Source organism: Pseudoalteromonas sp. GB56 (assembly GCF_054923835.1).
In genome coordinates this window covers 550,848-577,199 of the sequence record NZ_JBPCHK010000003.1, presented here as the reverse complement: position 1 = coordinate 577,199, position 26,352 = coordinate 550,848, and the positions used below count along the sequence as shown (strand labels likewise).

Genomic DNA, 26,352 nt, shown 5'->3' with positions numbered 1-26,352 from the left:
TTTATCCGTTGATTTGGAAAGTGATTCGGTTTTGTACCCCGCCCACTTCAACCGCTTCACCGTTAACAATGCGCGGCTTATATTTGAACTTCAGTGCGGCATCCATTGCTGCTCTATCAAAGATCTCTTGTGGTTCAGCTTTTACCACCTGAGGGTCGCGCACTGTACCTTGCTTAGTCACCGTAAATTCAACGATGACATAACCTTCGATACCACGGGACAAGGCTCTACGCGGATATACCGGCGAGACTTTCACGATAGGCAAATACTCACCGTCACTGGTTTCAAGCGCTAGGCCTTTACCTAAGTCCACGTCCGCACTGATGTCAGCGCTAAAGTCAAAGTTATTCGCGTTAGCAGATGCATCATTGCTCTGTGTTTGCGGCGACTCTAAAGGCGGTGGAGGCTCTTTTGGTGTCGGTGGCTTTTGCGGTTTGCGCTCTTTTTTCTCCACCGTCTCTTCTTGTTTCAAACGCACGAAGTCGAGCACATTACCTTTAGCAGGCTCAGTCATCGCGCCTTCACCGCCAGTAATGAGCGCTTGCATGCCCAAAAACAGCATAAAGGTGACGATACCGGCGATAACTAAAGCGATTAAATAACGCATTTATCGCTCCTTAAGCTTCTTGCGCAGCGATTGACACATCAAACACGCCCGCGGCTCGCGCCGCATCCATCACTTTGATAAGGGTGTCAGTCGTGGCTTTTTTGTCAGCTTGGATAACGACACTGCCTTGCGGATTCTCCGCTTTCAAGCGTTCGATGTTTGCCTGGACCGCACGCACATCTACTTGGCGTTTGTTGATCCAAATTTCACCTTCGTCTGAAATAGCGACTAAGATGCTGGCACGCTCTTCTTCACGGCCGTTGCCGCTTCTGGGCGGTTTACATCAATACCCGCTTCTTTCACAAAAGATGCGGTAACGATGAAGAAGATAAGCATGATGAACACAACGTCCAGCATTGGCGTCATGTTAATTTCTTCTGCTTCGTCTTCTTGAAAAATCTTACCTAATGGGGCTCTCATTTTGTCTCTCCTTGCCTGCGCCAAGACGCAGGCAGATAATCATCGCAACTAGTGGTCCAAGACCATCTTATCTTCTAACAATTCGACTTCTCGTTTCGCGCGGCGCTGCAAGAAGGTAGACGCAAATACACCTGATAATGCGCCAACCATGCCTGCCATCGTGGGGATGGTCGCTTTGGACACCCCTGACGCCATCGAGCGCGCGCTGCCTGTGCCTGTCACCGCCATCACATCGAATACTTCAATCATGCCGGTTACCGTACCGAGTAGACCTAACAGTGGGCATAAGGCAACCATCACATTAATCAGTGCTAGGTTGGCATTAAGCTTCATGCCTGCGCGAGATCATCGCTTGGCGAATTTGCTCTGCGTTCCAACTGTTACGCTCATTGCGGTCATACCAGGTCGCACGTACTGACTTTTTGTATTTCACGTAACCACCGAAGAAATACATAAAGCGCTCAAGTATCAGCAACCACATCGCGAAGATGAGGATGCCGATGACCAGGAGAACCTGGCCACCTGTGTCGAGAAAATCACGAATTGCATTGATCCAATCAATCAATAGCACCATGATTTACGCTCCTTTCTCGCTACGCTCAGCAATTAAACCCGCGCTCTGCTCTTGTAAGATAAGCAGTAAGTTCTTAGAACGCGTGTTCAGTAGCGTGTAGAGGAATACGGTTGGGATTGCCACAACCAGACCCAGTACTGTGGTCACCAAGGCTTGTGAAATACCACCGGCCATCAGTTTCGGGTCACCTGTACCGAACAAAGTAATTGCTTGGAAGGTGTTGATCATACCGGTTACTGTACCCAGTAGACCCAACAGTGGCGCGACAACAGAGATGATTTTGATAAGCGTTAGATTACGGGTGATCTTCGGCATCTCGCGTAAGATTGCTTCAGATAGCTTGAGCTCTAGCGTGTCGTATGCAACGTCTGGGTACTGGTCTTTCACCTTCATAACGCGGCCCAGTGGGTTGTCATCACGAGCAACACTGTCTTTGAGCTGACGACGGATTTTGCCACCAATGAGCATTAACGAGATAAAGCGTTCAAGGGCAATGATCAGTGCCAATGCGCCTACCGCGAGAATAACGTAACCCACAGTACCACCTTGGTGTACACGCTCTTCTGTATCCGGGGCTTGAACAAGCAAACCAAGAATTGAACCTCCTGTTGGGTCCAATGCGAACTGGACGAAACCATCTTTTGATTGTTGAAGCTCAGCGGCGCTTGATGTAAAACGCGCTACCGGCTGGCGAGTCAGTTCAGACAAGGTATTTGTCACGTTGTTGTATTCTAGGTATTTGCCATCAGCGATTAGGTTAAATGCACCTACGCGTAACACTTCTTTATTTTGTTTAGCACCACCTTCAACAATCACTTCAGTGTTAAAACGCGATACTTTGCCTTGCTCCGTCATTTCACGTTGCAGTTCGAACCATACTTTTTCGATGTCTTCGATTGAAGCAAGCTTAGAAGTAGAACCCATTTTCTGAGCGAGGTCATCCATAAACAGGTCGCGGCCTTGAAGCTGTGCTGAGACCACTGACGTTGCAAACTTGTTTGAGCTGTCACCAGCAACTTGCTGCAGTACACCAAACAATTCTTTAAGTGTACCCATGCGGTTTTGCAACGTGTCGCTCAGTTGCGCAAGCTTCACTTCGTTTTCTTCAAAGCTCGTTTCTAGACGCTCTGATTCTTGAAGTTTTGCATTGCGAGATTGCTCTGCACTGCGAAGCATCTGCATTTGCTCACTTTGGCGGGCTTGGAACTCTTTTTCACGTTGTTGGTTTTCTTGTGACTGGGCAATTTTGCCTTGCTCAAGTGTTTTCAACAGCGCATCTAAGTTCATTGCATCATTTGCAAGCGTTGCGCTAGACATAGCCGCCAATGCTACAAATGCGGCACCCTGAGTAAATTTCTTAACTAGTTTCATGGTTAGGACCTCTTATTCCGCAGCTTGAACTGGCAGGGTTAACATATCTGGGGCTAGCTGCTTACGCGCAATGCGTAGGCCTTTGTTGATTTGGTTGATGGTTGAATCATCCAATTTCACAAATTGCTTGGTGTCTTTATCCAGGCGCCCGCTTGTTTGCCATCACGAGTAAGGTAGATAAGCTCAAGGCGACCAATGCGTAAGAAGTCAACTTCACGCTCAACGCCATCAACGTTTAGCAAGCTGGTGTACGCTTCGATTGTACGACCGTAATCAACTTCGACTTGGTACGCTTCAAGTACACGGCGGAATTTTTCGCTTGATGCCACATCTGCGCGGTCCATCAATTTGCGAAGGTGGGCAACGCGTTGTGAACGCTCTTGCTCTAAGAAAGGAACATCTAAAGATACAAATTGCTCTAGACCTTCAATCATACGCAGCATCAAAGGAGTGATTTGACGTTCGATCACAGACACTTGGTCCATTGACGCATTCAAGTTAGCCATTTCTTCAACTTGATTGCTGATTTGTTTGTTCAACTGCGCGTTGTAAACGCTTAGGCCATCGATCTCTTTGTTTAATGCTTTGAACTTTTGCAAACGTGTTTGCATGTTGTCCGCAATATTATCGATTTTTGTTTGAGACGCAGTGGCCAGTTTATTAATTTCACCGCTCTTATCTTTCACTGTGTCTAGTTCATTTGCCATTAACTGTGTGCTACACGCTGCAACAATTGAAGCCAGAATGAGTGGTTTAACGCCTTTCATCGCATACACCTTTTTCGTTAGCTTGATGCCTAGTCGGAATACCGACGTGATTTAAGATGCTCGAGAGTTTAGAGATGAAAAGTGACAGGCGTGTTGCGCTATTAATACAGTTTAGTTACAGCTGTAACAATTTTGACTTACAAAACGGTCTTCAAGACCGACCAAACTATAAAACTATTAAATAGATAATAGGTAGCAACAGGTTCGAGTTAAGGCTTGATGGAACGTTCCATTTAATCGTAGCAACAATTGTGTATGAATACGTATTCAGTGAGGTAAACAAAAAAGCCAGCTAGTTGATTAGCTGGCTTCAAACATCCAGGGTGATGTTATTTATTAATCAGCAAGTTTCGACTGCCACTTACCCAGTAGCTTAGGTAAGCTCATTGCGTACCAAGCAATAAATAGGTAGCACACCATAGGAATGTAGAAACTCGGCTGTATGCCAAAGTTGTCGGCCGCGTAACCTTGTAATAAAGGCACTAACGCGCCACCAACAATCGCAAGACACAACCAACCAGAACCACGGCTCGTCAGAGAGCTCAGAGATTCAATCGCCAGTGTGAAAATTGTTGGGAACATAATAGAGTTAAACAAGCCAATCGCAATAACGGAATACATCGCCACTTTACCGCTAGTATTAATAGTCACAATTAGCAACGCGATGGTCATACAGGCATTAAATAACAATGCTTTGTGCGCAGCAATTTTACGAAGCGCCGCGGAGCCAATAAAGCGACCCACCATAGCCCCACCCCAATAATAAGAGAGGTAATACGCAGCATCGTGCTCAGCCAACCCGGCAATATCAGCTTCACCTAGGAAATTAACGAAGAAGCTACCGATAGCCACTTCCCCGCCCACGTAACAAAAAATAGCAAGAACACCAAACACTAGATGAGGCGCTTCGGTCAATGAATGGCCTTTTGCTTTGCAATCGTGTTCTTCTGAGTGTTCTTTAATTTCTGGCAATTTTAGAACAGCGAATACCACAGCAATAGTCAATAGCGCTGCAGCAAGTATAAGGTAAGGGATTTTTACACTGTCAGCAGTTGCAGTCGCAGCCTCTGCGGCGATAGCTGCAGTACCGCCAAATAAAAGAAACTTACCGACGATAGGACCCACGGTTGTGCCAAACGAATTAAGCGCTTGAGCTAGGTTCAGACGACTCGGTGCTGTTTTGGCAGGGCCTAATGCTGCCACATACGGATTCGCAGATACTTGTAAAATCGTTACACCCGAAGCGAGTACGAACAAAGCGCCTAGGAACAGCCAATATTCATGAACTGCGACGGCTGGATAAAACAATAAACAGCCTGTTGATGCGATGATTAAACCGCTTACCACACCTTTTTTATAGCCAAAACGTTTTACTAAGTAACCCGCAGGTAAAGACATAATAAAGTAGGCGCCAAAGAAGCAAAATTGGACCAACATCGCTTCTGTGTAGGTTAAATCAAAAACGGCTTTTAATCGTGGAATCAAAAGATCGTTCATTACAGTGATGAAACCCCATAAAAAGAATAGGGTCGTCATAGCTGCAAGCGGCAAGGTATAGTTTCTTTGATTATCTGCCGCAGCAACGTAAGCCTGATTGGTATTTATCTCACTCACGTGTTGTTCTCCTTATACTTGTTGATTTTGATTCTACACATCAAATTAACAAAATCACAACGAATAAATAGGAACGTTCCAACTCAATCGACTGGATTGGTCCGTAAACAAAAATAACGTAGTTCATGCAATGCTCAGCGTTGACTGAGCAAATCGAGATAAATGTACCTATTAAGTTGTAATAACAACGCGTGATCACTTTGCTTTAGTCAGATTTAATTCTTTCAGTTCCGCCCTGTCGATGTGGACAGATATCATGAAGCAGACTCAATCACCTATAATTATCGCGCTTGCAGCAATGTTGCTGCACTCACAATAGGAGACACGCGATGAACAAGTTCGCATTGTTACTTAGCGCGTTGTTGATTTTGTTGTCCACCAACGTATCTGCTCAATTAGAAGTTTATAAAGACTATGATTTGGGCACGACCATCCTCGAGATTACCACGGTTAAAATTGACCCCAATATGGGCGATGTCTATCTAGAAGGACTCAGAGACTCATGGGTCAAAGCGGTAAAAATGCAAAAGGAGCTTGGTTACATAAAAGACTGGAAAATATACGCCAGTGACTTGCCACAAAGCGGCGAGTTCAACATGGTGTTAGTCGTTGTTTTTGAAAAAGCATCAGACTTGGAACCAAATAAAGAAAAATACCTAGCCTTCATGGAAAAATGGGGTGAAGCGAACCGCGAAAATGCACGAAAAATCTCCAAAGAATATCCAAAAGTGAGGTCGCTCACCGGCCAATACAGAATGAGAGAAGTCATAATGAAATAAAGCCTCAGTATCAATTGAGCGCACGGCCCAAAATTTTGGGCCGACTTTCTAAGCAGAAATTTTGCTTGTGTACTGCAGCACAGAACCCTTTTTATATTGATATCCGCCGACCATTCGATTGCTGCATTTTTCTAATTCACAGGTATAACCGTAAGAATATGCTACGCTTTTTAAAATAGATACACATCCGTTTGTGAGTGCCAATAGGTGAGCAAGGTCAAGCATCACATTAAACCTCGCACAATTATCGCGATAATCCTCGTCAGTGCTGCTGTTCACATACTCTCATTGTATTTGGGCCTTAATCAACTTTCACATTGGCGCTGGATTAATGTTCCAATCCACACTGCTGTAGAAATTGCTGGGTCTTTCATCGCTCTATTCGTCGCTTATTTATTGCTAGCGCTTGAGCGTAAAGGGATCGGCACTAGTTTTAACATGCCAATAGCGGGCGCCATGGTTGGCATGGGTATACTCGATGGTGCACATGCGCTCGTCTCTCCTGGCCAATTGTTTGTATGGCTTCACTCCTGCGCTACATTCTTAGGTGGGCTGTTATTTGCCGTCGTGCTCTTGCCTAAACACCAACGCAGTGCATTTACGCTACGTTGGCCCACGCTCATTCTCGGCATTACATTGTTATTTTCTCTTGGCTCAGTGTTACTCAGCGATTCTTTACCACAAATGTCAGATGCACATGGCTTTACACATGTTGCAATGTTCCTCAACGCCTGTGGTGGCGCTTTACTGTTGCTAAGTGCAGTTAAACTATTTTGGGCATATAAAGTACATAATCAATCCGATGATTTACTGTTTGTTTTACATTGTTCAATGTTTGGCTTCGCAGCCATCATGTTTCAACAATCGCAGCTATGGGATTTACCTTGGTGGGGCTGGCATGTATTGCGATTTTTGGCCTATGGTGTTGCATTGTGGTTTGCACTTTCAAGTGATTTGATGGCACAACTGCGAACAGAAGAACTAAACAAAACGCTTGATGAAGAGATAAGAAATAAAAAAATATGTTAGCGATTATCCAACGTCGATATGACCAAGCTAACAAACAACATAAAACGATATTATTTAATTTGAGTGATACCGTAATCATGACCGATGTAGACGGCATCATTTGTTCCATCAATCCAGCTGGCGAGAAGCTATTTAAGTATTCATCTGAGCAATTGATTGGTGAGCATGTTGAAAAATTGATGCCAGACGATATTGCGCACTTGCATAAAGACTTCATGCTCAATCACAACGCCACTGAAGAGGCCACAATCATTGGTCTAAACCGCGAATTACTCGCAATAGACAGCGAACAACAACAATTTCCTATTGAATTGGCTGTTAACGTACACGACGCAGATGGAGAGCAACTTTATATCGGCATCCTTCGCGATATTTCTGAGCGAAAGCGACACGAACAACAGTTGGTCGATGCCAAAGCTGAAGCTGAGCGTGCCAGCGAAGCTAAAAGTGCATTTTTGGCCAACATGAGTCACGAAGTACGGACACCGATGAACGGTATATACGGCACGCTTCAACTTTTGAGCAAATCAATCAAGAGTGAACATGAACTCGATTCCATTGATAAAGCCTTGTACTCCACCCGTTCACTCAATACCCTCATCAACGATATTCTGGATTTTTCGAAAATTGAAGCCGGAAAGCTGGAAATCGACCCGCATCCATTTTCTTTGTCTGGACTAATCGGTTCTTTAGAATCCGATCTGCGCATGTTACTCGCAGATAAGGACATTGAACTAATCGTTACCAACACGATAGACCATGATCAATGGCTTGGCGACTCCGTCCGGCTCAGGCAAATATTGCTCAATATTTGCAGTAACGCCATTAAGTTCACCGAGCAAGGAAAAGTAACGCTTCACATCGCAAAAGGACGCACTAAAGGGTTTGTCATCGATGTTAGCGATACGGGAATAGGTATGTCACAAAGTGCGCTTGCGCGCTTATTCGATAGGTTTGAACAAGCAGATACGTCGACAACGCGTAAATACGGTGGCACTGGCCTAGGAATGGCTATTACGAGCTCTTTAGTTGAGTTGATGGGTGGCAAAATAGATGTTTCCAGCACAGAAAATGAAGGCACGCATTTTACTGTTTCTTTGCCGTTTGAGACGGCGCGCGGCAACACGGACTCTCACGAACTTGTTGAGCAACAAACATTACCTGATTTGACTCCCTACAGTATATTGGTCGCAGAGGACAATCATATTAATCGCATTGTGATTGAAGCTATCTTGACAAAGACCGGCGCATTGCTGCATTTTGCTTCAGACGGAATTGAAGCCGTTGAACAAGCGGCCAACTTGAATCTCGACCTCATCTTTATGGATATACAGATGCCAAATATGGACGGCATCGAGGCGTGCAAACAGATAAAGGCTGCGAATACGTCAGTTCCAATCATTGCGTTAACAGCAAACGTGATGAAAGAAGATATTGTTAGATACCAAGACGAAGGCTTCGACGGCCATTTAGCCAAACCCGTTGAATTCGAGCAAGTCGTGGCTACCCTCAATAGGTATTTCCCTCAACACCTAAAGTAAAGCTTTTCTGTGAGCATCAATGCAGCGGCTGTATAACCCCGGCGCCACTTAACGCAACCCGTGATGTTAGCCACAGATAAACGGACTTAAAAAGTATTTGGCAATTCCCTCTGCATTTGTAACTATTATCTATACATTGCTTTTCAATAGTTAGCTTCGATGACGATAAGACTCATACTCAATGGCAAAAAGGCATCTCTAGAAAATGTGCGCTCTGCCATTAACGCAACAAGAACGCGCCATAACGCAGAAATTCAAGTAAGAGTGACTTATGAGTACGGAGATATAGAACGGTTCGTTCATGAAGCCATTACCGATAAGGTAAGCCGTTTGGTCATTGGCGGTGGTGATGGCTCTGTTAATGAGATTGTCTCGGCGTTGATGCAACACCCCAAAGACAGTCGCCCTGAGCTCGCGATTTTACCTTTAGGCACAGCGAATGATTTCGCAACCTGTTGTCACATTCCCCAATGCCCTAACGCAGCGCTGCAACTAGCCACTGATGGTATGGCTTATAAAATTGATGTAGGCACGGCTAACGAGCGATACTTTGTCAATGTTGCTTCTGGAGGATTTGGTGCGCAAGTGACCTCTGAAACCCCCGTTGAACTGAAAAATTTTCTAGGTGGTGGAGCCTATACACTTACAGGCCTTGTTCGCGCCCTTAACTTTAAGCCATACCAAGGAATTTTAACTACAGAACAAGGATTCTTTGACACCAGCATGATAGTGGGTGCGGTGTGTAACGGAAGACAAGCTGGTGGTGGTCAAGTACTTGCACCTAGCGCATTTATTGATGATGGGCTACTGGATGTAGTCGCATTATTAGCGTTTCCTGTCACGCGTATCAACCAAGTCATTCAAGAATTGGGCAACCCAAATGAAAACAATGAATTCGTTAAATATGTTCAAACAAAATGGGTTGAATATGAATCTCAGCTCGATGGCCAAGTTAACTTAGATGGCGAACCATATAAGTCGAAGAAAATTCGCTTTGATATTTTGCGCAAGGAAATCAGTCTCGTACTGCCAAACAGCAGTCCCTGTATTACGCGCACTGTGTAATTTTATGCTGTACTGAGCTGGGTTTGCAGCCATTCCCTCGCCTGCTCGATGTCTTCAAAGTAAGCAACATTTTGTTGGTCGAGCGCGGGAGTGCGCTTTTTTAAGATACTCTTTGTCATGCCACTATCAATTACAAACGCTTTGGCGACAAGTGCTTGAGTGTTCAGCCACTCATTATATTCATTGAGTGCGTTGTACGCTTCTGGGGTGCCACCTTCAACAGCACGATCGTCAACGAGCATAGCAAACTTTGCCCCCTCGAGAGCGACGATAATATCTCTGACTTTTTTGGCATAAACACAGATGGCATTCTCATTAAAGCTGCCACAAAACACCGCTTCAATCACGTTAGCATTTAACTTGACGTCGGTTGTGCCATGATTTTGTCTATTCATCTAGATACTATTGTCCCCAATCGTTAGCAATGTATTTAGGCTTCATTTTGCCGCTGATGCTATCAGTTTTTGTGCAAGTGTAAAGTCTATGTTGCTAACAATTTAGAGACAATGTAAAACGACCTCCTTGATGTGAGAAACAATCACCTCAGAGGCTAGTAAACACTTAGTCGCAGTCGAAATTTGGCCAATCTGCAATATGCTCTTCGACGTCTTCCATGTACACATCAGTGTCTTTGACTATCTTGTTGCGAACACTGATTCCAGCCGCATGCATTTTCGACTTTTTGCCTTTATTAAGCAATGGATGCCAACTCGCTAATCCTCGCCCTTCGTGAAGACGTCGATAACTGCAGCTCTGTGGAAGATAGTAGACCTGCTCCATGTTCTCTTTAGTCAACTTTACACAGGATGGAACAAGCTGTTGACGCTGCTCGTAAGCTGTGCAGCTACAGGTTTTATTATCAAGATAATGGCAGGCGATATTGGTAAACAAGAGTTCTTCGCCCGGGCGTAGCTCGCTTGCAAAATCAGACTCATCGTCTTGTTCATCGCTGTCGATAAATTTGTTCAAACAACATTTACCGCAGCCGTCACACACCGCTTCCCATTCTTGCTCGTTCATTTGAGCAAGCGTTTTGGTTTCCCAGAACTTATTATCTAACATAAAAAACGCCCCTTTAATTCGGGGCGTAGTATATCAAATTATTGCACAGTCGTACTATCGAGCAATTATTTGATTGCAGGGTAACCGATGCGATCCGATAGATAGCCTACACTGGTTGCGAAGTAGTAAGAACGGTTCCAGTTCATCAATGCTTTGTAGTTGTCATATGCTAAATACATACGCCCGTTGGTGTCATCTGGCATTACCAATGCAGCGGTGATGTCGCGCTTTGGTAAGTCGGTACCGTCCATGCGCTTGAGACCTAACTCATTCCACTTAGTGAGTGAACGCTCAGACTGTGCCCACTCATCCAGCCATTGTTTGTGACTACGCGTACCACGCTTTAAAATCGTATCGGTGTCAAAGCCAGCTGGTAGCTTTACTTGGCGTCCCCAAGTAAGGTCGTCATTCCAACCGACACTCTTGAGGTAATTAGCTATCGATGCAAACGCATCTTCTTCTGTGGTCCAAATGTCTTTGCGGCCATCACCGTTGTAATCCACAGCATAAGAATTGAAAGACGTAGGCATAAATTGCGTTTGGCCCATCGCACCAGCCCAAGAGCCCTTAAAGTTTTCCAGATTGATATGGCCGTCTTTTAAAATGTCCAACGCAGCCCACAACTGATTTTTGTACATGGTCTCACGACGACCATCGTATGCAAGGGTCACCAAACTCGAGATGACAGGGTAACCACCTTGAATACGTCCGAAGTTACTTTCCAGTCCCCACAATGCAACAATGAAGCGAGCTTGAACACCATATTGTGCCGCAACTTTTTCAAGCACATTCTGATGTTTTTTGTATAGTTCTCGTGCTTGCTGCACTTTCCAATCAGGAACACGCTTGGGTAAATATGTTTCTAGCGTTTCTTTGACTTCAGGCTGATTTTTATCGGCGCTAATCACTTTGGGTTTGAATTTAATCGTGGCAAACGCTTCGTTTAGCAGTTGCTCACTGTATCCTTTTTCAAGTGCTTCGACTTTCAATTTAGCTACGTAAGCATCGAATGCAGCTTGTTGCTCTTCGACACTTTTTATCTGCGAGTCTGCCAGAGAAGGAAACGATAAGGTTGCTGCGACTACCACACCTAATGTGGACTTAGTTGCAGGCTTGAATGCGCTGGCTAAATACTTGCTGATTCTTTTTAATCACGCTCTACTCCATTTTGCTTTTTTAATTCATCCAACATATTTTCTGTTGGAGGGGGAAGTTGTAAATAAAACCCCTTGTCGCTTAATTCTTCCTTAACCTTGTTGATATCGGCCAATGCAAGCTGAGTTTTTGTTGCAAGATTAATCAACATGACAAACTTTGGGGCACCAAACATATCCATAAGTGGCTTTGGTACATCATCAAAAAAATCTCTTTTTGGCAAGTAAAGGTAGGTATCTGGTTTTTTCTTACTCTTATATACTGCACACAGCATGTTTTTAAGGCCTTTAAGTTGTTGCGAAACACACTTTGACACTATACCATGAGACATTATTTATGTGGTAAGTTTAGTGGCCAAGCTCAACACCCAAATCTGCGTAAACTCTAGTTCACACGCACAACTCGGTGATACTAATAATTCGGCCACACAAGTATGAGCGCTTATGTCGGAACAATTATTCGAATTAAAAGGGAATCTTTTTACACTGTCAGTGCTGCGTTTGTTAACGTCGGACTTTGATGCATTGAATGAGCAGCTAGGTGCAAAAATAGCGCAAGCTCCAAAATTTTTTGCGGGTGCCCCCATCGTCGTAAACCTCGAAGCTTTAGAGGGTGTCACCGTCGATTTTTCTCACCTTCGCTCTCTACTTAAAGGGTTAGATTTCAACCCTGTAGGTGTGTGCAGCGGCGATGATGAGCAGCACAAAGCAGCTAAAAATGCTGGCTTTTCGGTACTGAACTACTCTAAAGACTCTCAACAAACTAAACCTCAAACACAACAACCCGCAGCTCAAGCAGAGCAAGTAGAGCCGACTTTGGTCATCGAAGCAACGGTTCGCTCTGGACAACAAGTGTATGCGAAAGGTCGAGATTTAATTGTGTTGGGTTCAGTCAGTCATGGCGCTGAAGTTATCGCCGATGGCCATATTCACATATACGGTACCTTACGTGGACGAGCAATCGCCGGAGCGCAAGGTAACAAAGACGCCACAATATTCTGTCAAAAGCTTGAAGCCGAATTGGTTTCGGTTAATGGCAGCTATTGGATCAGTGATTCACTGCAAGGTGAGCTATGGGGCCAACCAGCCTGTGTTCGCCAACGCCAAGACTCACTTCATATATCAGCTTTGGTTAAAGGATAAAACACATGGCAAAAATTATTGTCGTAACTTCTGGTAAAGGCGGTGTAGGTAAAACTACCTCTAGCGCTGCAATTGGTACTGGCCTTGCACTGAAAGGGTTTAAAACAGCGATAATCGACTTTGATATCGGTCTGCGTAACCTTGACTTGATCATGGGCTGTGAGCGTCGTGTAGTGTATGACTTCGTGAATGTTATCAACGGTGAAGCGAACCTTAACCAAGCGCTTATCAAAGACAAGCGTGTTGATAAGCTTTACATCCTTCCAGCGTCGCAAACACGTGATAAAGATGCACTAACCAAAGAAGGCGTTGAGAAAGTACTTAATGACCTGAAAAACGATTTTGATTTCATCGTTTGTGACTCACCAGCTGGTATCGAAGCAGGCGCAATGATGGCGTTGTACTTCGCTGACGAAGCCATTGTTACCACTAACCCTGAAGTTTCTTCAGTTCGAGACTCTGACCGCATTTTAGGTATTTTGCAAAGCAAGTCGCGTCGCGCAGAAGAAGGTCTAGAGCCGGTTAAAGAACACCTATTGCTAACGCGTTACAACCCTGAACGTGTGCAACGAGGTGAAATGCTGTCAGTAGAAGACGTCAACGATATTCTTGCAATTGACTTGCTTGGCGTCATTCCAGAGTCGCAAGCTGTGCTTAATGCATCAAACCAAGGCCAGCCCGTTGTACTTGATAGCGAATCTGATGCGGGTCAAGCGTATCACGACGCCATCAATCGCTTACTAGGTGAACAAGTTGAATTCCGCTTCTTGGACGTTGAGAAACGCGGCCTATTTAAACGGATTTTCGGAGGATAACGTGTCATTACTTGATTACTTTCGTTCAGAGAAAAAAACCAGCGCCTCGATGGCAAAAGAGCGTCTGCAAATTATTGTTGCACACGAGCGCTCGCAACGTGGAACGCCGAATTACTTGCCACAGTTAAAGCAAGATATTTTGGAAGTGATCCGCAAATACGTTCCTATTGATGCTGATGCTGTTCAAGTCCAACTAGAACAAAATGAAGATGATTTGGCAGTATTAGAACTCAACGTAACATTGCCAGACGAAGAAAAGTAATCACTTTTTGACGATCGGGTGCAAAAAAAGGAAGCCATTGGCTTCCTTTTTTTATATTTGTGCTAGGGAGATTCGCTGTTGACTGACCCTAACTGCCGCTCGTACTCACGTAGCTTCTTCTCTATATTTTTTTGATGCCAAGGCACCATGACTTTTGACAAGTCAATCGCCTTGGTCTGCAATTTAATTGCTTCATCTAGGTCTCCACCGTTTGCGTAGGCCGAAGCCAAATTTGCAAAGGCATACGCCGAATCTGGATACAGCTGTGTAATGTGTTGATAGATTTTGATACTTTGTTTAGGCTCATCAGCTAACTTATACTTGGCTAACGCGCTGAGTGAAGACTCAGCAGATACCTCAAAACCATATTTGTTCGCGGAAAGTGCCCTGTAATAGTCAATGATTGCTTGTACACCCTGTTTCGAAACATCTGAGTCTGGGGCCAATGGAGTATGATAATCCCAAAACAAGCGCTCTATTCCCTCAATAACCGTGACGATTGGCCTCGACATATAATGGCTACTATCGGCGAAGTTAATTTGCCACTGTAGCTGCGTAGGTGCTTTAGCTTGTAATGCGTGTTCAAACGCTTTTACGGCCTCAATACTCCCTTTCTCATAGTTATGCTCTCCGATATTAATATACACAAAACGTTGTTTATCAGTCAGGGCTTCAAGTTTATTCAAAGCCGTGGAATTGACACCGAGAAAATCATCTTGGATTGACGGTGAAGCAAGAAAATAGGCATTAAATAAAGTTGGTTGGTTAAGGAGCGCGTAGAGGCCAAATGCAGCATTGCCCATAAATCCACTGTAAATACGAAAACCATTGGTTCGATATTGCTTGTCTATGTAGGTTAAAATCTGCTTATCAAGAAAGTTGAGAAGGGATTTATCCTCTGGATTTTCAGTTGTTGAAATAAATAACTGCGCAAATTCCTGATGATAATCTGCTGTGTGATGATGATGGTTTCTAACCACGGCCAATCGCCATTATGACTTAGCCAATCTTGCATTCCACTCAAATATGGTTGACTGCGCGGGTGTAAATCGAACATCACAAAATAGCGTTTATCCGGCTCAGAGCCATAACTTGCGGGGAGCGTAACATTGAAGGTCATAGGTTTGTCGAAGTGCTCAGAAGAAACAGTGACTCGTTCAACAGGCGTCAATTGACGCACGTCCATCGCACTTGCTTTGCTACACAAAATTAAAATTAACCCAAAATACAGATATTTAATCATCAGACATCCTTATACATTGTCAGATATTGACGATAACAGGTTTAACCTACATGAGAAACTAAGGAGCGCAGAAGAAGGAAGTTTTGTGTACACCCATATTTCTTCGCCTATTTTTACGCTATAAGTGCCTTGGCTAGACATCAGACCTTAACAGTCATACAGCTGAGCGAACTTGAAGGTTAACTTAACAATTGTGGAAAAAAAGGAAGCCATTGGCTTCCTTTTTTATTTGTAATTTACTACTTATAGGCAGTTAGGCATCGTGTAATGGCACCCACTTTTCTAACGACTTTTCTAAATACTCTGCACGCCACGGCTGCAAAATATCAGGTGCGAACATCACAGGTCGCTCTGCTGCTGAAACCTTCCAATTCCAACTAATAAGCTGATTGATTTGCTTTTTACTGGCAAAAACATCGGCTGGAATACCGGTTTCCTTACTCACCGAAGTGATTTTTTGTTTTATTTCCTTGGCCGCTTGCTTGTAACCGCGAAAATCCATCAAACGGAGCACCTTTTCAGGTAATTGCTCTTCAGCGATTTCTTTGGCTCGCTCGATACACGCCAACATTTCTTTACCAGAGCGATTAACTTCCATTGGGTCAATGCCCGGAATATTGCGCATGCTGTTCAAAGAGCTTGGGCGTCGTTTGGCAATTTCCACCATATTGGCCTCTTTGACAATAAAGTTTAAGGCCAAGTTCTTACGTTGTGCTTTTTGGCGACGCCAAACTGAAAGCTCTCTAAGAGCCGCGAGGTCGCGAGGGTTGAGTTGCCACGCACCTTTTATATCACGGTATAAAAATTCATCTGGGACTTGATATGCCCTTTTCTCTGAAATCAGCTGCGACTCTGCTATAACAATGTCAAACCAACCCTTGGCGTTAATTTCTTCTACAATTTGTTCAAAACATGGAAGAAGATGAGTTACATCTGCCGCAGCATATTCGAGTTGGCTGTCCCGCAGTGGACGTTGCAACCAGTTGGTTCGAGATTCGCTTTTATCGATTTCTATTCCCAAACGCATATTCACCATGGCTGCGAAGCCCACGCAGTTGCCTGAGCCTAACAGTTGCAGTGCAAATTGGGTGTCAAATAGCGGTTGCGGCACAAAGCCAGCAAAGTTTTGAAATACTTCAATGTCTTCAGAAGGAGAATGTAGGACTTTGAGAGTATTAGGATTCTTCAATACATTCCATAGCTTTGAGAAATCTAATTCACAAAGCGGGTCGATTAAAGCAAGATGCTGTCCATCAAATACTTGGAGTAAGGCAATTTCGGGATAAAGTGTACGACGGCGCATAAACTCTGTATCGATGGCGAGTACTTGCGCATTACTGATGGCCGCAACAAATTGGTCTAACGCTTGCTGCTCAGTGATTAACTGATATTCCACTTTTACTCCTCAAAAACAAACCGGCTGTTGCCGGTTTGTGATTCTTTATTTTTGTTCGTCTTTGAGCGCTCGTCGCAAAATTTTACCCACATTGGTTTTGGGTAACTCATCTCTAAATTCAACCAACTTAGGCACTTTATAGTTAGTTAGATTGTCGCGACAATGTTTTATTATATCCTTTTCCGTTAAGGACGGGTCTTTTTTCACAACAAAAACTTTAACTTGTTCGCCGCTCACTTCATGAGGCACGCCTACAGCAGCCACTTCAAGTACACCTTGGTGATCTGCAATCACTTCTTCAATTTCATTCGGGAACACATTAAAGCCAGACACCAAAATCATGTCTTTCTTGCGATCGACAATATAAAAGAAGCCTTCGTCGTCATAAGTCGCGATGTCACCCGTTGCAAACCAACCGTCTTTTAAACATTCAGCCGTTGCATCAGGACGATTATAATAACCTTTCATCACTTGCGGGCCTTTAACCCACAATTCGCCCGGCTCACCCTTCGGTGCTTCTTCACCATTATCAAGCACGAGTTTAATATCTGTGCTGGGTGCAGGCAGACCAATTGAACCATTGTATCCGTCGAGGTCATATGGGCTAACAGTAACAAGCGGTGAACACTCGGTAAGGCCGTAGCCTTCAACTAAACGGGTGCCCGTCACTTTTTGCCAACGTTCGGCCACTGGACGTTGCACAGCCATGCCACCACCGAGTGACATTTTCAGGTTAGAGAAATCAACATCTGCAAACCCTTCAGCGTTCAATAGACCGTTAAATAGTGTATTAACACCGGTCACAATCGTGAACTTATTGTCTTTTAACTCTTTAACGAACGCTTTCATGTCACGCGGGTTAGTGATCAATAAGTTTAAACCACCATATTTCATGAAAGTTAAGCAGTTCGCTGTCAACGCAAAGATATGATACAGAGGCAATGCGGTCACGACGACCTCCTTGCCACGCTCTAGGATGTTATCCAAACAACCCGATACCTGTTCAAGGTTACCCACCATATTACCGTGTGTGAGCATTGCGCCTTTTGATACACCTGTGGTGCCGCCGGTATACTGTAAGAAAGCAAGATCATCAAGCGTAATCGTTGGACGTTGATATGTCGCCGCATTACCTTGCTTCATCACTTGAGAAAATGAAATGGTGTTGTTGATGTTATAGGCCGGAACCATTTTTTTGATGTACTTAACAACAAAGTTTACTAGGTGTTTTTTAATGCCTCCGACCATGTCACCGACTTCAGTAACAATGACGTGCTTCACTTTAGTGTGGCCAATCGCTTTTTCTAACGTGTTTGCGAAGTTGGCCAAGATGAAAATTGCATCGGCTTCTGAATCGTTTAGTTGGTGTTCTAATTCACGCGCGGTGTAGAGCGGGTTTACATTAACCACAACACATCCGGCGCGAAGAATACCAAGGATACTGATTGGCGTTTGCAGTAAGTTGGGCATCATTACTGCTACTTTAGAGCCTGGCTTTAGGCCTAAATCATTATTGAGATACGATGCAACTTTCTTCGTTGCTTCGTCGATTTGCTGATACGTCAGTACAACACCCATATTCTGGAATGCAGGTAGTTGTGCGTAATCACTGAAGCACTTTTCGAACAGTGTCAGCAAAGAGTCGTAATGAGCGGGATCGATGGTTTCTGGACAACCCTTCGGATAACGCTTTAGCCAGATTTTCTCCACACTAGGCTCCTATAAATTTGTTCTTATAATGGTTTATCTTAGAAGTCATGAGTCTTGGCGTTAGGTACGGCGTTATCTAGGCACGACGCCACACTACTGCCCAAGTAGCTAAATGGTCCACAGTGCTACCAACAGCACTACTAACCTTAATCTAAGTTGTAATTTATAACAATCGAGCAAAAGCTCTAATTTCAACGATATTCCCACATTTACGTCAAAGTTACAATTAGATTGCGCCATTTTGATGCAGATGCGCACCAATTAGGCGCGCGCAAAGTTTCGGATTTTCCATATGGCAATGATGGCCGCCTTCTAACATCTCTACATTCAACGTTTTGTAATATTTAGAAAATTTTTCTTCGTTGTCACGTACAAGTTGATAACCTTCGGTCCCTTTAATTAATAGTGTAGGGACGGTGATGTCTGCCAATAGTGCATGTGCTTGCTCTAGGCTATATCGAAAAGCTGAATAATGTTTTATACGAGGGTCTGTTCGTAGTGACACACCGTCTTCAACTGACTTGATGTTTCTTGCCATTAATGGTGCTGCGATACACTCATCAAAGTCACTCACTGCGAGCCGTCGGTTTATAACATCTTGTGGTGAGTCATACACGCGACATTTCGCAGCGCGCATGCGCTGCACCAATGCCCTTTTTAACAATTCTTTAGACTCATTTGCGCTAGCACAGACCAACCCTACTCCTTCAATCAAAGTGAGACTGGCAATTCGGTCTGCAAAACAGGCGACGTAGAGCGATGCAACCATTGCTCCCATTGAGTGACCCACCAGATGTATCTCTGTTGCTTGGCACTGAGCCAATACTTGCTGCAGATCGTCTACATAATCGATGAAATAATAATGGGCGTCTGCTGAGCGCCATTCGGACTCGCCATGCCCCGGCCAATCCAAGGCAAAAATCGGGAAATCATTACCAAATTGTTCCATCAATGGAGCAAAACTGGCCGCGTTATCTTGCCAACCATGAAGTGCGACAACAACCTTATCAAAAGGGCTATCAAAAGCTGATTGCGTATTAGATATTCCTTTTAAGGTCAGTGTTCTAGTTGAGAGAGAGAAAGTTTCCAAAACAGCTCCGTTTTTTACCGCATTGCGGTTTCATTATTCAAATGACGGGTTAGAATGACGTCATCACACAACAGGATATAGACATGAAACGCACATTTACACTAGCAACGCTTTCTCTAGCAAGTTTTTTTGTCAGCGCAGGACAAAGCACCCCAAAAAATATTATTTACATGATTGGCGATGGTATGGGCCCAGCTTACACATCGGCGTATCGCTATTACCAAGATGATCCGAACACTAAAGTAGTCGATCCTACCGTTTTTGATTCCATGCTGACAGGTATGGCACACACTTACCCTGACGATGATACAGTGGTCACTGATAGTGCAGCTGGCGCAACGGCATTGGCCACAGCAACGAAGAGCTACAATGGCGCAATTGCAGTTGATACAAAAAGAAGACCTAAAAACAATGCTAGAAATAGCAAAAGAAAAAGGTATGACAACTGCATTAGTCGCCACGTCACAAATCAACCACGCGACTCCAGCAAGCTTCGCTGCGCATAATGAAGCTCGTGGCAATTATGATGATATTGCTAACGATTACATCGACAATAAGATCAACGGAAAACTTCCTGTTGACCTAATGCTAGGTGGTGGTACGCAATACTTTATTCGCGATGACAGAAACTTAGTCAATGAATTCGTCGCTGCGGGTTATCAATACAGTGACAACTTTGCACAGCTTGACCAAATCGAACAAGTTCCAGCTATCGGTTTGTACGCGGCAAAGGGCTTACCCTTTGCGCTGGATAGCGATAAAGCACGTCTAACGAAAATGACAAAAAAAGCGTTGTCATTACTCGAGCAGAATAACAATCCTTTCTTCATTATGATTGAAGGCAGCCAAATAGATTGGTGCGGACACGCAAATGACATTGCTTGTGCGATGGCGGAAATGAACGATTTTGCTGGTGCTATCAGTGCAGCAAAAGAATTTATTGCCAAAAATCCCGACACTATCTTGGTGGTCACAGCTGACCATTCGACCGGCGGTCTGACAATTGGCGCTCAAGGTCAATATAAATGGGAAGCTGACGTAGTTAAAGGTGTTAAGGCAACTGCGGGGGTGCTTGCTGAGCGTCTCATGGCGAGTGAAGACATGAAAACTCAATGGGAAAGCGAGAGCGGCCTCGAATACACGAAAGAACGAGAGGTTTTGTTAACACAAGCGAAACAAGTAGGCGAAGAAGCACTCGTGATGGCGGTTAAAAAGCTGATTAGCGAAGCGAGTTTCACAGGTTGGACGACATCAGGCCATACCGCTATCGATGTACAGGTATTTGCACATGGTGCGGGGTATGAGCAGTTTATTGGTTCGCAAAACAACACTGAAATTGCAACCAAACTCATCTCTTTTATTAACAAAAAATAACACTATTGATATTCAATCAATATTGAGTTACTGTTCATAGTGCTTGTTAACATAGTTTAACAACCCTACTGAAAACTGAAGACTCAAAAGCCGCTCCCAGAGCGGCTTTTTTACGTTTAACGATTTGGTTATCGTATTGACCTCGTGTCTTGACGACGGCGCGTCGAACAGTCTCTGAGTGCCTGTTCCAAGTTAAGTGGTTTGGAAAAGTAGTATCCCTGCAATTGGTCTACTGGGAGGGTGCGCATATAGTCTATGTGAAACTCGCTCTCCACTCCTTCGGCTATGACTTCAAAACCAAGTTGATGGCACATTTGCGATAAGCTTTTATACAGATGTATCGCTTTGTCTTGTTCATCTTGGGAAGTAAGCTGCGATCAAATTTAATCGTGTCTACATTCAATTTACTTAAAATACTTAGGCAAGAGTATCCAGTTCCAAAATCATCAATTGCGCAACGTATCCCGTTTTCTTTAAGCGCCGCGACAACTTCTTGTGTACGGATGAAATCGTCAATATACGTCGATTCTAAGATTCTCAACTTCAACTTGATCTGGAAACTTACTAAATGCGCGAATGACTCTCTTAAACCGCCTATTTATTAGATTTTGTGGTGAAATGTTAAAACTAACTTTTGGATAAAATCTGTGGCGCTTGAACTCCAATAAATCCAGCTCCAATTGGTCAATGACGAAGCTGTCGACGACATCCATCATTTCAAATTTATCTAAGATATCGATAAACCAAGGCGCAATTATCGATCCGTCTTGCTTCTTCACGCGCAACAGTGCTTCGTACCCTAATAATTTGTGGGTCTTGTTGCATACCTTTGGCTGATAATACAAACAAAGCATGCCGTGTTTCAGTTCACTAATCGCTTTGTTTAATTGTTTCTGCTGAGCGATTTTTTCATTATCTCGGCGAGCAAACTGCGCTTCTACTTGACGTTCCAATTGGCGCCCTGCACTGACACGTTTAATCAGTACATCCAACTCTCGCCCTGAGATATTATGACGGCTATTAGCGCGCACAAATGGCAGGTAAATCAGAGCATTCAACGAAATTAATACTAACTGCCATAAAGGCCCAGCCACACTACCCGTTGATAAATAGCCATTAAAAAACACCGGCATAAACCAAGGCACATCAGTAATATTGGAATGTATGCTCAGCACACCTGTTGAAAACACAAGTTCGCTCAGTAACGCATTGATCAGTGGCACAGTTAAAAATGGCACAAGGAAATAAGGGTTAAACACAATAGGTAAGGCATACACCATGACTTCACTGAGGTTAAAAACGACCAGTGGTAAGCCTAGTTTCGCGACGGATGATTCGTAAGTTTCACGTCCATGAATAAAACAAGCCAGCACCAGTCCCCACATTCCACCGACTCCACCGACCATAACAAAGCTATTGAGGTACACTGAATTTGGGATTGTTTCTCGCTGTTCAAACACATTACTGACATGTTGAGCGGTGTCACCGTGTACTCCCAAAAACCATAGCAAGTGGGTGCTCAGAACGTCCAGTGCCAACTGTGCTCCATCACTTTTATGAACCAGCCAACGATTAAATGCACTGTTAATGTTGCCTATTAGCGAATCAACAAGTGGGAACAAAGCTAAGCACGCAATCAGTACGATTAAGTAAGGTAACATCAAGCTAAGGTGTTTATTCAAAAACAGACTGATACTTGACGCAGGGCTTAATCGAAGCTTTCTGATATCGAGGAGTCGTTGCACTAAGTAGCAACAAAAAATGGGCATGAGAATCGAAAAAACAAGCCCACCGGCATAGTTCACCGTTACTGTGCCGTCTGTTGATACGCGCAAATAGTCAGTAGCTGCACAAAAACACACCAGCACTAATACAGGCACCGCGATGGTGTTTAGTTTGAGGTTTTTTGCCAAGTAATAGGTAAACGACAATAGCGTTGCGACAGGGAACAATCCCCAAACGATAGTATTGAGTGAAGAAAAAAAATGTAAGAAAGACGACGCCTTTCCATACCCCAGCCAATGGCTAACCAAAGAGAGCAGCGCAGACATCACAAAAAATGGAATGAGTGCTACGTACCCTTCACGCAAAGATAATACAACTGTATTAACGGCTAGCTTGGCTGCTCCACGAGTAAAAACTTCAAAAACGCGGTGGTGCAAAATAGACTAACTTATACTTATTCTTGTTTGCGTATAAGGTACCTCGGACTTCTCAACTTGTCCACATATTATATACAGAACTATGCGTAAACACTGACGTGAAGCATGGATTTCACTTCTTCACGACGTTCTAAAAACGCATACTCTTTGTAGGTTGCGATAGCTGCGCTGGTACGGGTGTCGCGGGGCTGATCATAAATCGTTTGGCGATACAAAGCGTCAGCGAGTACTCGGCCTTGTTTTGAATCGTTAACGGTGGAGGATTGAGTGATGTTTTCATTTTGTTGAACATTTTCGACTACACGCGTACCCCGCCCCGAGGATTGAACGCCAGGGTTGACCGAAATAGCATTGTTAATAGCGCGAATTGTCATACACAGTTTTTTAAATTAAGACTGGTTAAGTTTGATACAAAGCAAAAAGTAAGCGCAATACAGTGGGCGTAAAATTATTCACGCCCAGGCAGTTTCTTCCACGTCACTGTATCGCGCACATACACGGGCTGCGCATGCGCCGCTGATGTTGTTTGCTCAAGCTCTACGCCTTTAGCGATAAGTTTTAGCATGAAGCGACTGTCTGGCAGAGCGATATCGGTCGTATCAATGAGGCCAGTAATCGAAGTCAACAGTTCTGGGTATGTTTTCCACCCTGTCCCCACAGCGGCAGCGTCAGCAAACGGGCTTGTTACATCTTCAGGTTTTAACACTTGTTGCTCGCCACAAATTTGCGCCAAGCCATCAACCGCCTCATATGCGCCAAGGTAGACCTCGCCCATGCGCGCATCAATTGCCGCAAGAACCTGTGTTGCACCTTGTTCAATTGCCTGTTGCGCCATCAGGGCTAACGACGATACCCCAACAACCGGTATATTGGCTGAAAATGCCAAACCTTGTGCTACTGATACACTGATACGGACACCAGTGAAACTACCTGGCCCCTGACAATAACCAATAACATCAACATCGCTAATGTCGCACCCTGCTTGCTTAAGTACCTTATCAATTTCGTCAAGAATGCGCTGCGCATGCTGCTGCGGACACACATCAAAGAAATGATATTCTTTGTTGTTGTGTAATAAGGCGACTGACAACGCTTCTGTTGAAGCGTCTAAGGCAAGGATGGTTTGGCTCATAATTACTCTATCGTTGATAAAAATGCGTTTACTTCATCCATGTCACGACTGCGACGCATATTGGGTAGGCTTTTAAGAAATACCTGACCATACTCTCGGGTCACAACACGGTTGTCACATAATACTAAAACACCGCGATTCTTGGCTATCACGGATCAAGCGACCGACCCCTTGTTTTAAGGCAATTACCGCTCGCGGTAACTGAATGTGTGAAAACGGATCGCCGCCGGCTTGTTCACATTCTCTCATCCGCGCTTGCAACAAAGGATCATCCTGCGCGATAAACGGCAGCTTATCAATGACCACACAACTTAGCGCACTGCCGCGCACATCCACGCCTTCCCAAAATGATGCCGTGCCCATCAGTACCGCATTGCCGTGTCGGGTAAAACGTTCCAACAACAACCTTTTTGACATTTGCCCTTGCACAAATACGGGGTATTCCATTTGCTGACACAGTATCTCGGCTACCATGTACATGACTCGGTATGAGGTGAAAAGCAAAAAAGCAACGACCTTGTGCGGATTTAATCACTTGTTGGCAAATACCGACCAATGCTCGTGGCATCTCATCCGAGTTCGCCGGGGGTAAATAGCGTGGTAAACAAAACAAGGCTTGCTGTTGATAATCGAAGGGGCTTGCCAGCATGAGTGTGTTGACAGGATCTAAACCCAATGAATCGCTAAAGTGTTGCAGACTGTCATTTACAGACAACGTCGCGGACGTGAAAATAAACCCAGCTTCACGCTCGGCTAACATTTCGCGGAATTTTGCAGCTATGTTTAAGGGCGTAATATGAATACTGACGTGCCGCCTTGTTGCCTCATACCAGTAGCTGTAACCCTGCGTTGCAATATCAAAAACGCGATCAAATTGACCCACCAAGGACATCAAACGCTCCAACATGGGTTCGACCAATTCACTGCGCTCAATACATAATTTCAGTACTTGATTTAAGAACTGTAAGTCCTTGGTAACACGATGTACCGCGTCACACAAAGGCTTTGAACTCAGCGCTTGGCGCCAATCACCACGGCCGCCATCATGGGGTAACTGCAAGCGTAAATCCATTGTCGCCGACTCAAGTTTGTCGAGAGTTTTACCGAGTTGCAACATGTCTCTTAATTCTGTGCGATAGAGCATGCGAGCATCTGTGATGAAGGAAAACACCTTTTTTGTGGACACTGTTTCACCGAAATAGTCACTGGCGATGTCAGCTAACTGGTGCGCTTCGTCAAAAATATACCCATCTGCACCTGGTAGAAGCTCAGCAAAGCCGCTTTGTTTTACTGCCATATCGGCAAAAAATAAGTGATGGTTTATCACCACAATATCCGCTTCTGCAGCTTTTAAACGTGCTTTGCGCACAAAACAGGCGTCAAAATCAGGACACTCTTTGCCCAAACAGTTATCTGCAGTAGAGGTGACATAAGGCAATACTTTAGCGTCATCTTCAATTCCGTGACAATCGGCGATATCACCACTGCGCGTTTGTGTAGCAAATTTAGCGACCATGGCCAATTGGTGCATGATATCAGCATCGTCACTGGGTACGTGAGCGACATGTTGATTCAAGCGATAATGGCATACATAGTTACTGCGCCCCTTGAGCAACGCCTTCTTTTTCGCACTTCCTAGCGCTTTATAGACGGTCGGCAAGTCACGATGATAAAGCTGCTCTTGCAGCGCTTTGGAGCCGGTGGATATGATGTACTTACCCTTATTGGTTAATGCAGGAATCAAATAAGCGAACGTTTTGCCCGTGCCAGTTTCGGCTTCAACCACGATTTGTTGCTTATTTTTCAACGCTGAATCACACACCTTCCCCATATCAATCTGTGCTTGGCGCGGCTGATAACCTTTAATAGTCATTGCTAGCGGGCCGGTTTGGGAAAAGAGTTGGTCTATGGTCATTAATGCACAATAGGTAAGTTAGAAATGAGAGGGGATAATAGCCTAAAAGGCTGGGCTAACCAAATCGTTCATATTCCTTGGCTTTTAACTCATATCTAGCTAACATTGTCGCGGGATTACACATTGA

General features: G+C 44.3%; 21 protein-coding genes and 6 pseudogenes. 8 read left to right on the top strand and 19 right to left on the bottom strand.

Going from position 1 to position 26,352, the window contains the following annotated elements; genetic code table 11:
• Position 1 precedes the first annotated feature (1 nt).
• The 6 genes and pseudogenes from ACH19P_RS18065 to ACH19P_RS18040 all read right to left on the bottom strand — a co-directional run bounded on the left by ACH19P_RS18065 (position 2) and on the right by ACH19P_RS18040 (position 5,353).
• Positions 2 to 607, bottom strand: a complete 606-nt coding sequence (locus ACH19P_RS18065; protein WP_347389877.1) for an energy transducer TonB — start codon at positions 605 to 607, stop codon at positions 2 to 4.
• A gap of 10 nt (positions 608 to 617) precedes the next feature.
• Positions 618 to 943: pseudogene (locus tag ACH19P_RS18060) on the bottom strand (ExbD/TolR family protein).
• A gap of 132 nt (positions 944 to 1,075) precedes the next feature.
• Positions 1,076 to 1,601, bottom strand: a pseudogene (locus tag ACH19P_RS18055) (MotA/TolQ/ExbB proton channel family protein).
• A gap of 3 nt (positions 1,602 to 1,604) precedes the next feature.
• A complete protein-coding gene (locus ACH19P_RS18050; RefSeq protein ID WP_462160001.1) occupies positions 1,605 to 2,972 on the bottom strand; it encodes a MotA/TolQ/ExbB proton channel family protein in 1,368 nt (455 codons plus the stop codon).
• Positions 2,973 to 2,984: 12 nt separating this feature from the next.
• A pseudogene (locus tag ACH19P_RS18045) lies at positions 2,985 to 3,658 on the bottom strand (DUF3450 domain-containing protein).
• Positions 3,659 to 4,075: 417 nt separating this feature from the next.
• Entirely contained in the window at positions 4,076 to 5,353 is a 1,278-nt protein-coding gene (locus ACH19P_RS18040) for a sugar MFS transporter (RefSeq protein WP_462160000.1), read from the bottom strand.
• A gap of 329 nt (positions 5,354 to 5,682) precedes the next feature.
• On the opposite strand from ACH19P_RS18040, the gene ACH19P_RS18035 reads away from it, so the two are divergent.
• The 4 genes from ACH19P_RS18035 (at position 5,683) to yegS (ending at position 9,767) form a co-directional block, all read left to right on the top strand.
• Positions 5,683 to 6,132 (top strand): hypothetical protein, encoded by a 450-nt coding sequence (locus ACH19P_RS18035; RefSeq protein WP_462159999.1) that lies wholly within the window; start codon positions 5,683 to 5,685, stop codon positions 6,130 to 6,132.
• Between the two features lie 207 nt (positions 6,133 to 6,339).
• A complete protein-coding gene (locus ACH19P_RS18030; RefSeq protein WP_462159998.1) occupies positions 6,340 to 7,161 on the top strand; it encodes a hypothetical protein in 822 nt (273 codons plus the stop codon).
• Positions 7,155 to 8,702, top strand: a complete 1,548-nt coding sequence (locus tag ACH19P_RS18025) for an ATP-binding protein (RefSeq protein WP_462159997.1) — start codon at positions 7,155 to 7,157, stop codon at positions 8,700 to 8,702. The genes ACH19P_RS18030 and ACH19P_RS18025 overlap by 7 nt, the downstream gene beginning before the upstream one ends.
• Positions 8,703 to 8,861: 159 nt before the next feature.
• Positions 8,862 to 9,767 (top strand): lipid kinase YegS, encoded by a 906-nt coding sequence (gene yegS, locus ACH19P_RS18020; RefSeq protein ID WP_462159996.1) that lies wholly within the window; start codon positions 8,862 to 8,864, stop codon positions 9,765 to 9,767.
• Positions 9,768 to 9,769: 2 nt separating this feature from the next.
• On the opposite strand, the gene ACH19P_RS18015 is transcribed toward yegS, so the two are convergent.
• The 4 genes from ACH19P_RS18015 to ACH19P_RS18000 all read right to left on the bottom strand — a co-directional run bounded on the left by ACH19P_RS18015 (position 9,770) and on the right by ACH19P_RS18000 (position 12,258).
• Positions 9,770 to 10,162 carry a hypothetical protein gene (locus ACH19P_RS18015; RefSeq protein ID WP_462159994.1) on the bottom strand — a complete coding sequence of 131 codons (393 nt, stop codon included), beginning with the start codon at positions 10,160 to 10,162 and terminating at the stop codon, positions 9,770 to 9,772.
• Positions 10,163 to 10,328: 166 nt separating this feature from the next.
• Positions 10,329 to 10,829, bottom strand: a complete 501-nt coding sequence (locus tag ACH19P_RS18010; RefSeq protein WP_462159993.1) for a YcgN family cysteine cluster protein — start codon at positions 10,827 to 10,829, stop codon at positions 10,329 to 10,331.
• A gap of 65 nt (positions 10,830 to 10,894) precedes the next feature.
• Entirely contained in the window at positions 10,895 to 11,884 is a 990-nt protein-coding gene (locus ACH19P_RS18005; protein ID WP_462160199.1) for a lytic murein transglycosylase, read from the bottom strand.
• 92 nt (positions 11,885 to 11,976) lie between these two features.
• On the bottom strand, positions 11,977 to 12,258 hold the full coding sequence (locus ACH19P_RS18000; protein WP_462159992.1) for a YcgL domain-containing protein: 282 nt from the start codon (positions 12,256 to 12,258) through the stop codon (positions 11,977 to 11,979).
• Positions 12,259 to 12,427: 169 nt separating this feature from the next.
• On the opposite strand from ACH19P_RS18000, the gene minC reads away from it, so the two are divergent.
• From minC to minE, 3 genes are read left to right on the top strand one after another with little or no spacing between them, the layout of a single operon-like run.
• Positions 12,428 to 13,126, top strand: a complete 699-nt coding sequence (minC, locus tag ACH19P_RS17995) for a septum site-determining protein MinC (RefSeq protein ID WP_462159991.1) — start codon at positions 12,428 to 12,430, stop codon at positions 13,124 to 13,126.
• Positions 13,127 to 13,131: 5 nt separating this feature from the next.
• Positions 13,132 to 13,941, top strand: a complete 810-nt coding sequence (minD, locus tag ACH19P_RS17990) for a septum site-determining protein MinD (RefSeq protein ID WP_347389887.1) — start codon at positions 13,132 to 13,134, stop codon at positions 13,939 to 13,941.
• 1 nt (position 13,942) lies between these two features.
• Complete coding sequence (gene minE / locus ACH19P_RS17985; protein WP_347389888.1) at positions 13,943 to 14,203, top strand: cell division topological specificity factor MinE; 261 nt, start codon at positions 13,943 to 13,945, stop codon at positions 14,201 to 14,203.
• A gap of 62 nt (positions 14,204 to 14,265) precedes the next feature.
• Here the strand turns inward: minE and ACH19P_RS17980 are convergent, their stop codons facing one another.
• The 4 genes from ACH19P_RS17980 to ACH19P_RS17965 all read right to left on the bottom strand — a co-directional run bounded on the left by ACH19P_RS17980 (position 14,266) and on the right by ACH19P_RS17965 (position 19,642).
• Positions 14,266 to 15,183 carry an alpha/beta hydrolase gene (locus tag ACH19P_RS17980; protein WP_462159989.1) on the bottom strand — a complete coding sequence of 306 codons (918 nt, stop codon included), beginning with the start codon at positions 15,181 to 15,183 and terminating at the stop codon, positions 14,266 to 14,268.
• A 516-nt stretch (positions 15,184 to 15,699) separates the two neighbouring features.
• Entirely contained in the window at positions 15,700 to 16,842 is a 1,143-nt protein-coding gene (rnd, locus tag ACH19P_RS17975; RefSeq protein ID WP_462159988.1) for a ribonuclease D, read from the bottom strand.
• Positions 16,843 to 16,887: 45 nt separating this feature from the next.
• On the bottom strand, positions 16,888 to 18,552 hold the full coding sequence (fadD, locus tag ACH19P_RS17970; protein ID WP_462159987.1) for a long-chain-fatty-acid--CoA ligase FadD: 1,665 nt from the start codon (positions 18,550 to 18,552) through the stop codon (positions 16,888 to 16,890).
• A 226-nt stretch (positions 18,553 to 18,778) separates the two neighbouring features.
• Positions 18,779 to 19,642: an alpha/beta fold hydrolase gene (locus ACH19P_RS17965; protein ID WP_462159986.1), complete on the bottom strand. Its 864-nt coding sequence runs from the start codon at positions 19,640 to 19,642 to the stop codon at positions 18,779 to 18,781.
• Positions 19,643 to 19,725: 83 nt separating this feature from the next.
• Here ACH19P_RS17965 and ACH19P_RS17960 point away from each other — a divergent pair.
• Positions 19,726 to 21,016: pseudogene (locus ACH19P_RS17960) on the top strand (alkaline phosphatase).
• A gap of 128 nt (positions 21,017 to 21,144) precedes the next feature.
• Here the strand turns inward: ACH19P_RS17960 and ACH19P_RS17955 are convergent.
• From ACH19P_RS17955 to ACH19P_RS17935, 5 genes and pseudogenes are all read right to left on the bottom strand, one after another.
• Positions 21,145 to 21,557 (bottom strand): annotated as a pseudogene (locus tag ACH19P_RS17955) (EAL domain-containing protein).
• Positions 21,529 to 23,178, bottom strand: a complete 1,650-nt coding sequence (locus ACH19P_RS17950; protein ID WP_462159985.1) for an EAL domain-containing protein — start codon at positions 23,176 to 23,178, stop codon at positions 21,529 to 21,531. Before ACH19P_RS17950 ends, ACH19P_RS17955 begins: the two are co-directional and overlap by 29 nt.
• A gap of 80 nt (positions 23,179 to 23,258) precedes the next feature.
• Positions 23,259 to 23,552, bottom strand: coding sequence for a hypothetical protein (locus tag ACH19P_RS17945; protein ID WP_462159984.1), 294 nt, complete (start codon positions 23,550 to 23,552; stop codon positions 23,259 to 23,261).
• Positions 23,553 to 23,626: 74 nt separating this feature from the next.
• Positions 23,627 to 24,313 (bottom strand): tRNA (adenosine(37)-N6)-threonylcarbamoyltransferase complex dimerization subunit type 1 TsaB, encoded by a 687-nt coding sequence (gene tsaB / locus ACH19P_RS17940; RefSeq protein WP_462160198.1) that lies wholly within the window; start codon positions 24,311 to 24,313, stop codon positions 23,627 to 23,629.
• Positions 24,313 to 26,225: pseudogene (locus ACH19P_RS17935) on the bottom strand (ATP-dependent DNA helicase). The gene tsaB and the pseudogene ACH19P_RS17935 overlap by 1 nt, the downstream one beginning before the upstream one ends.
• Positions 26,226 to 26,352 lie beyond the last annotated feature (127 nt).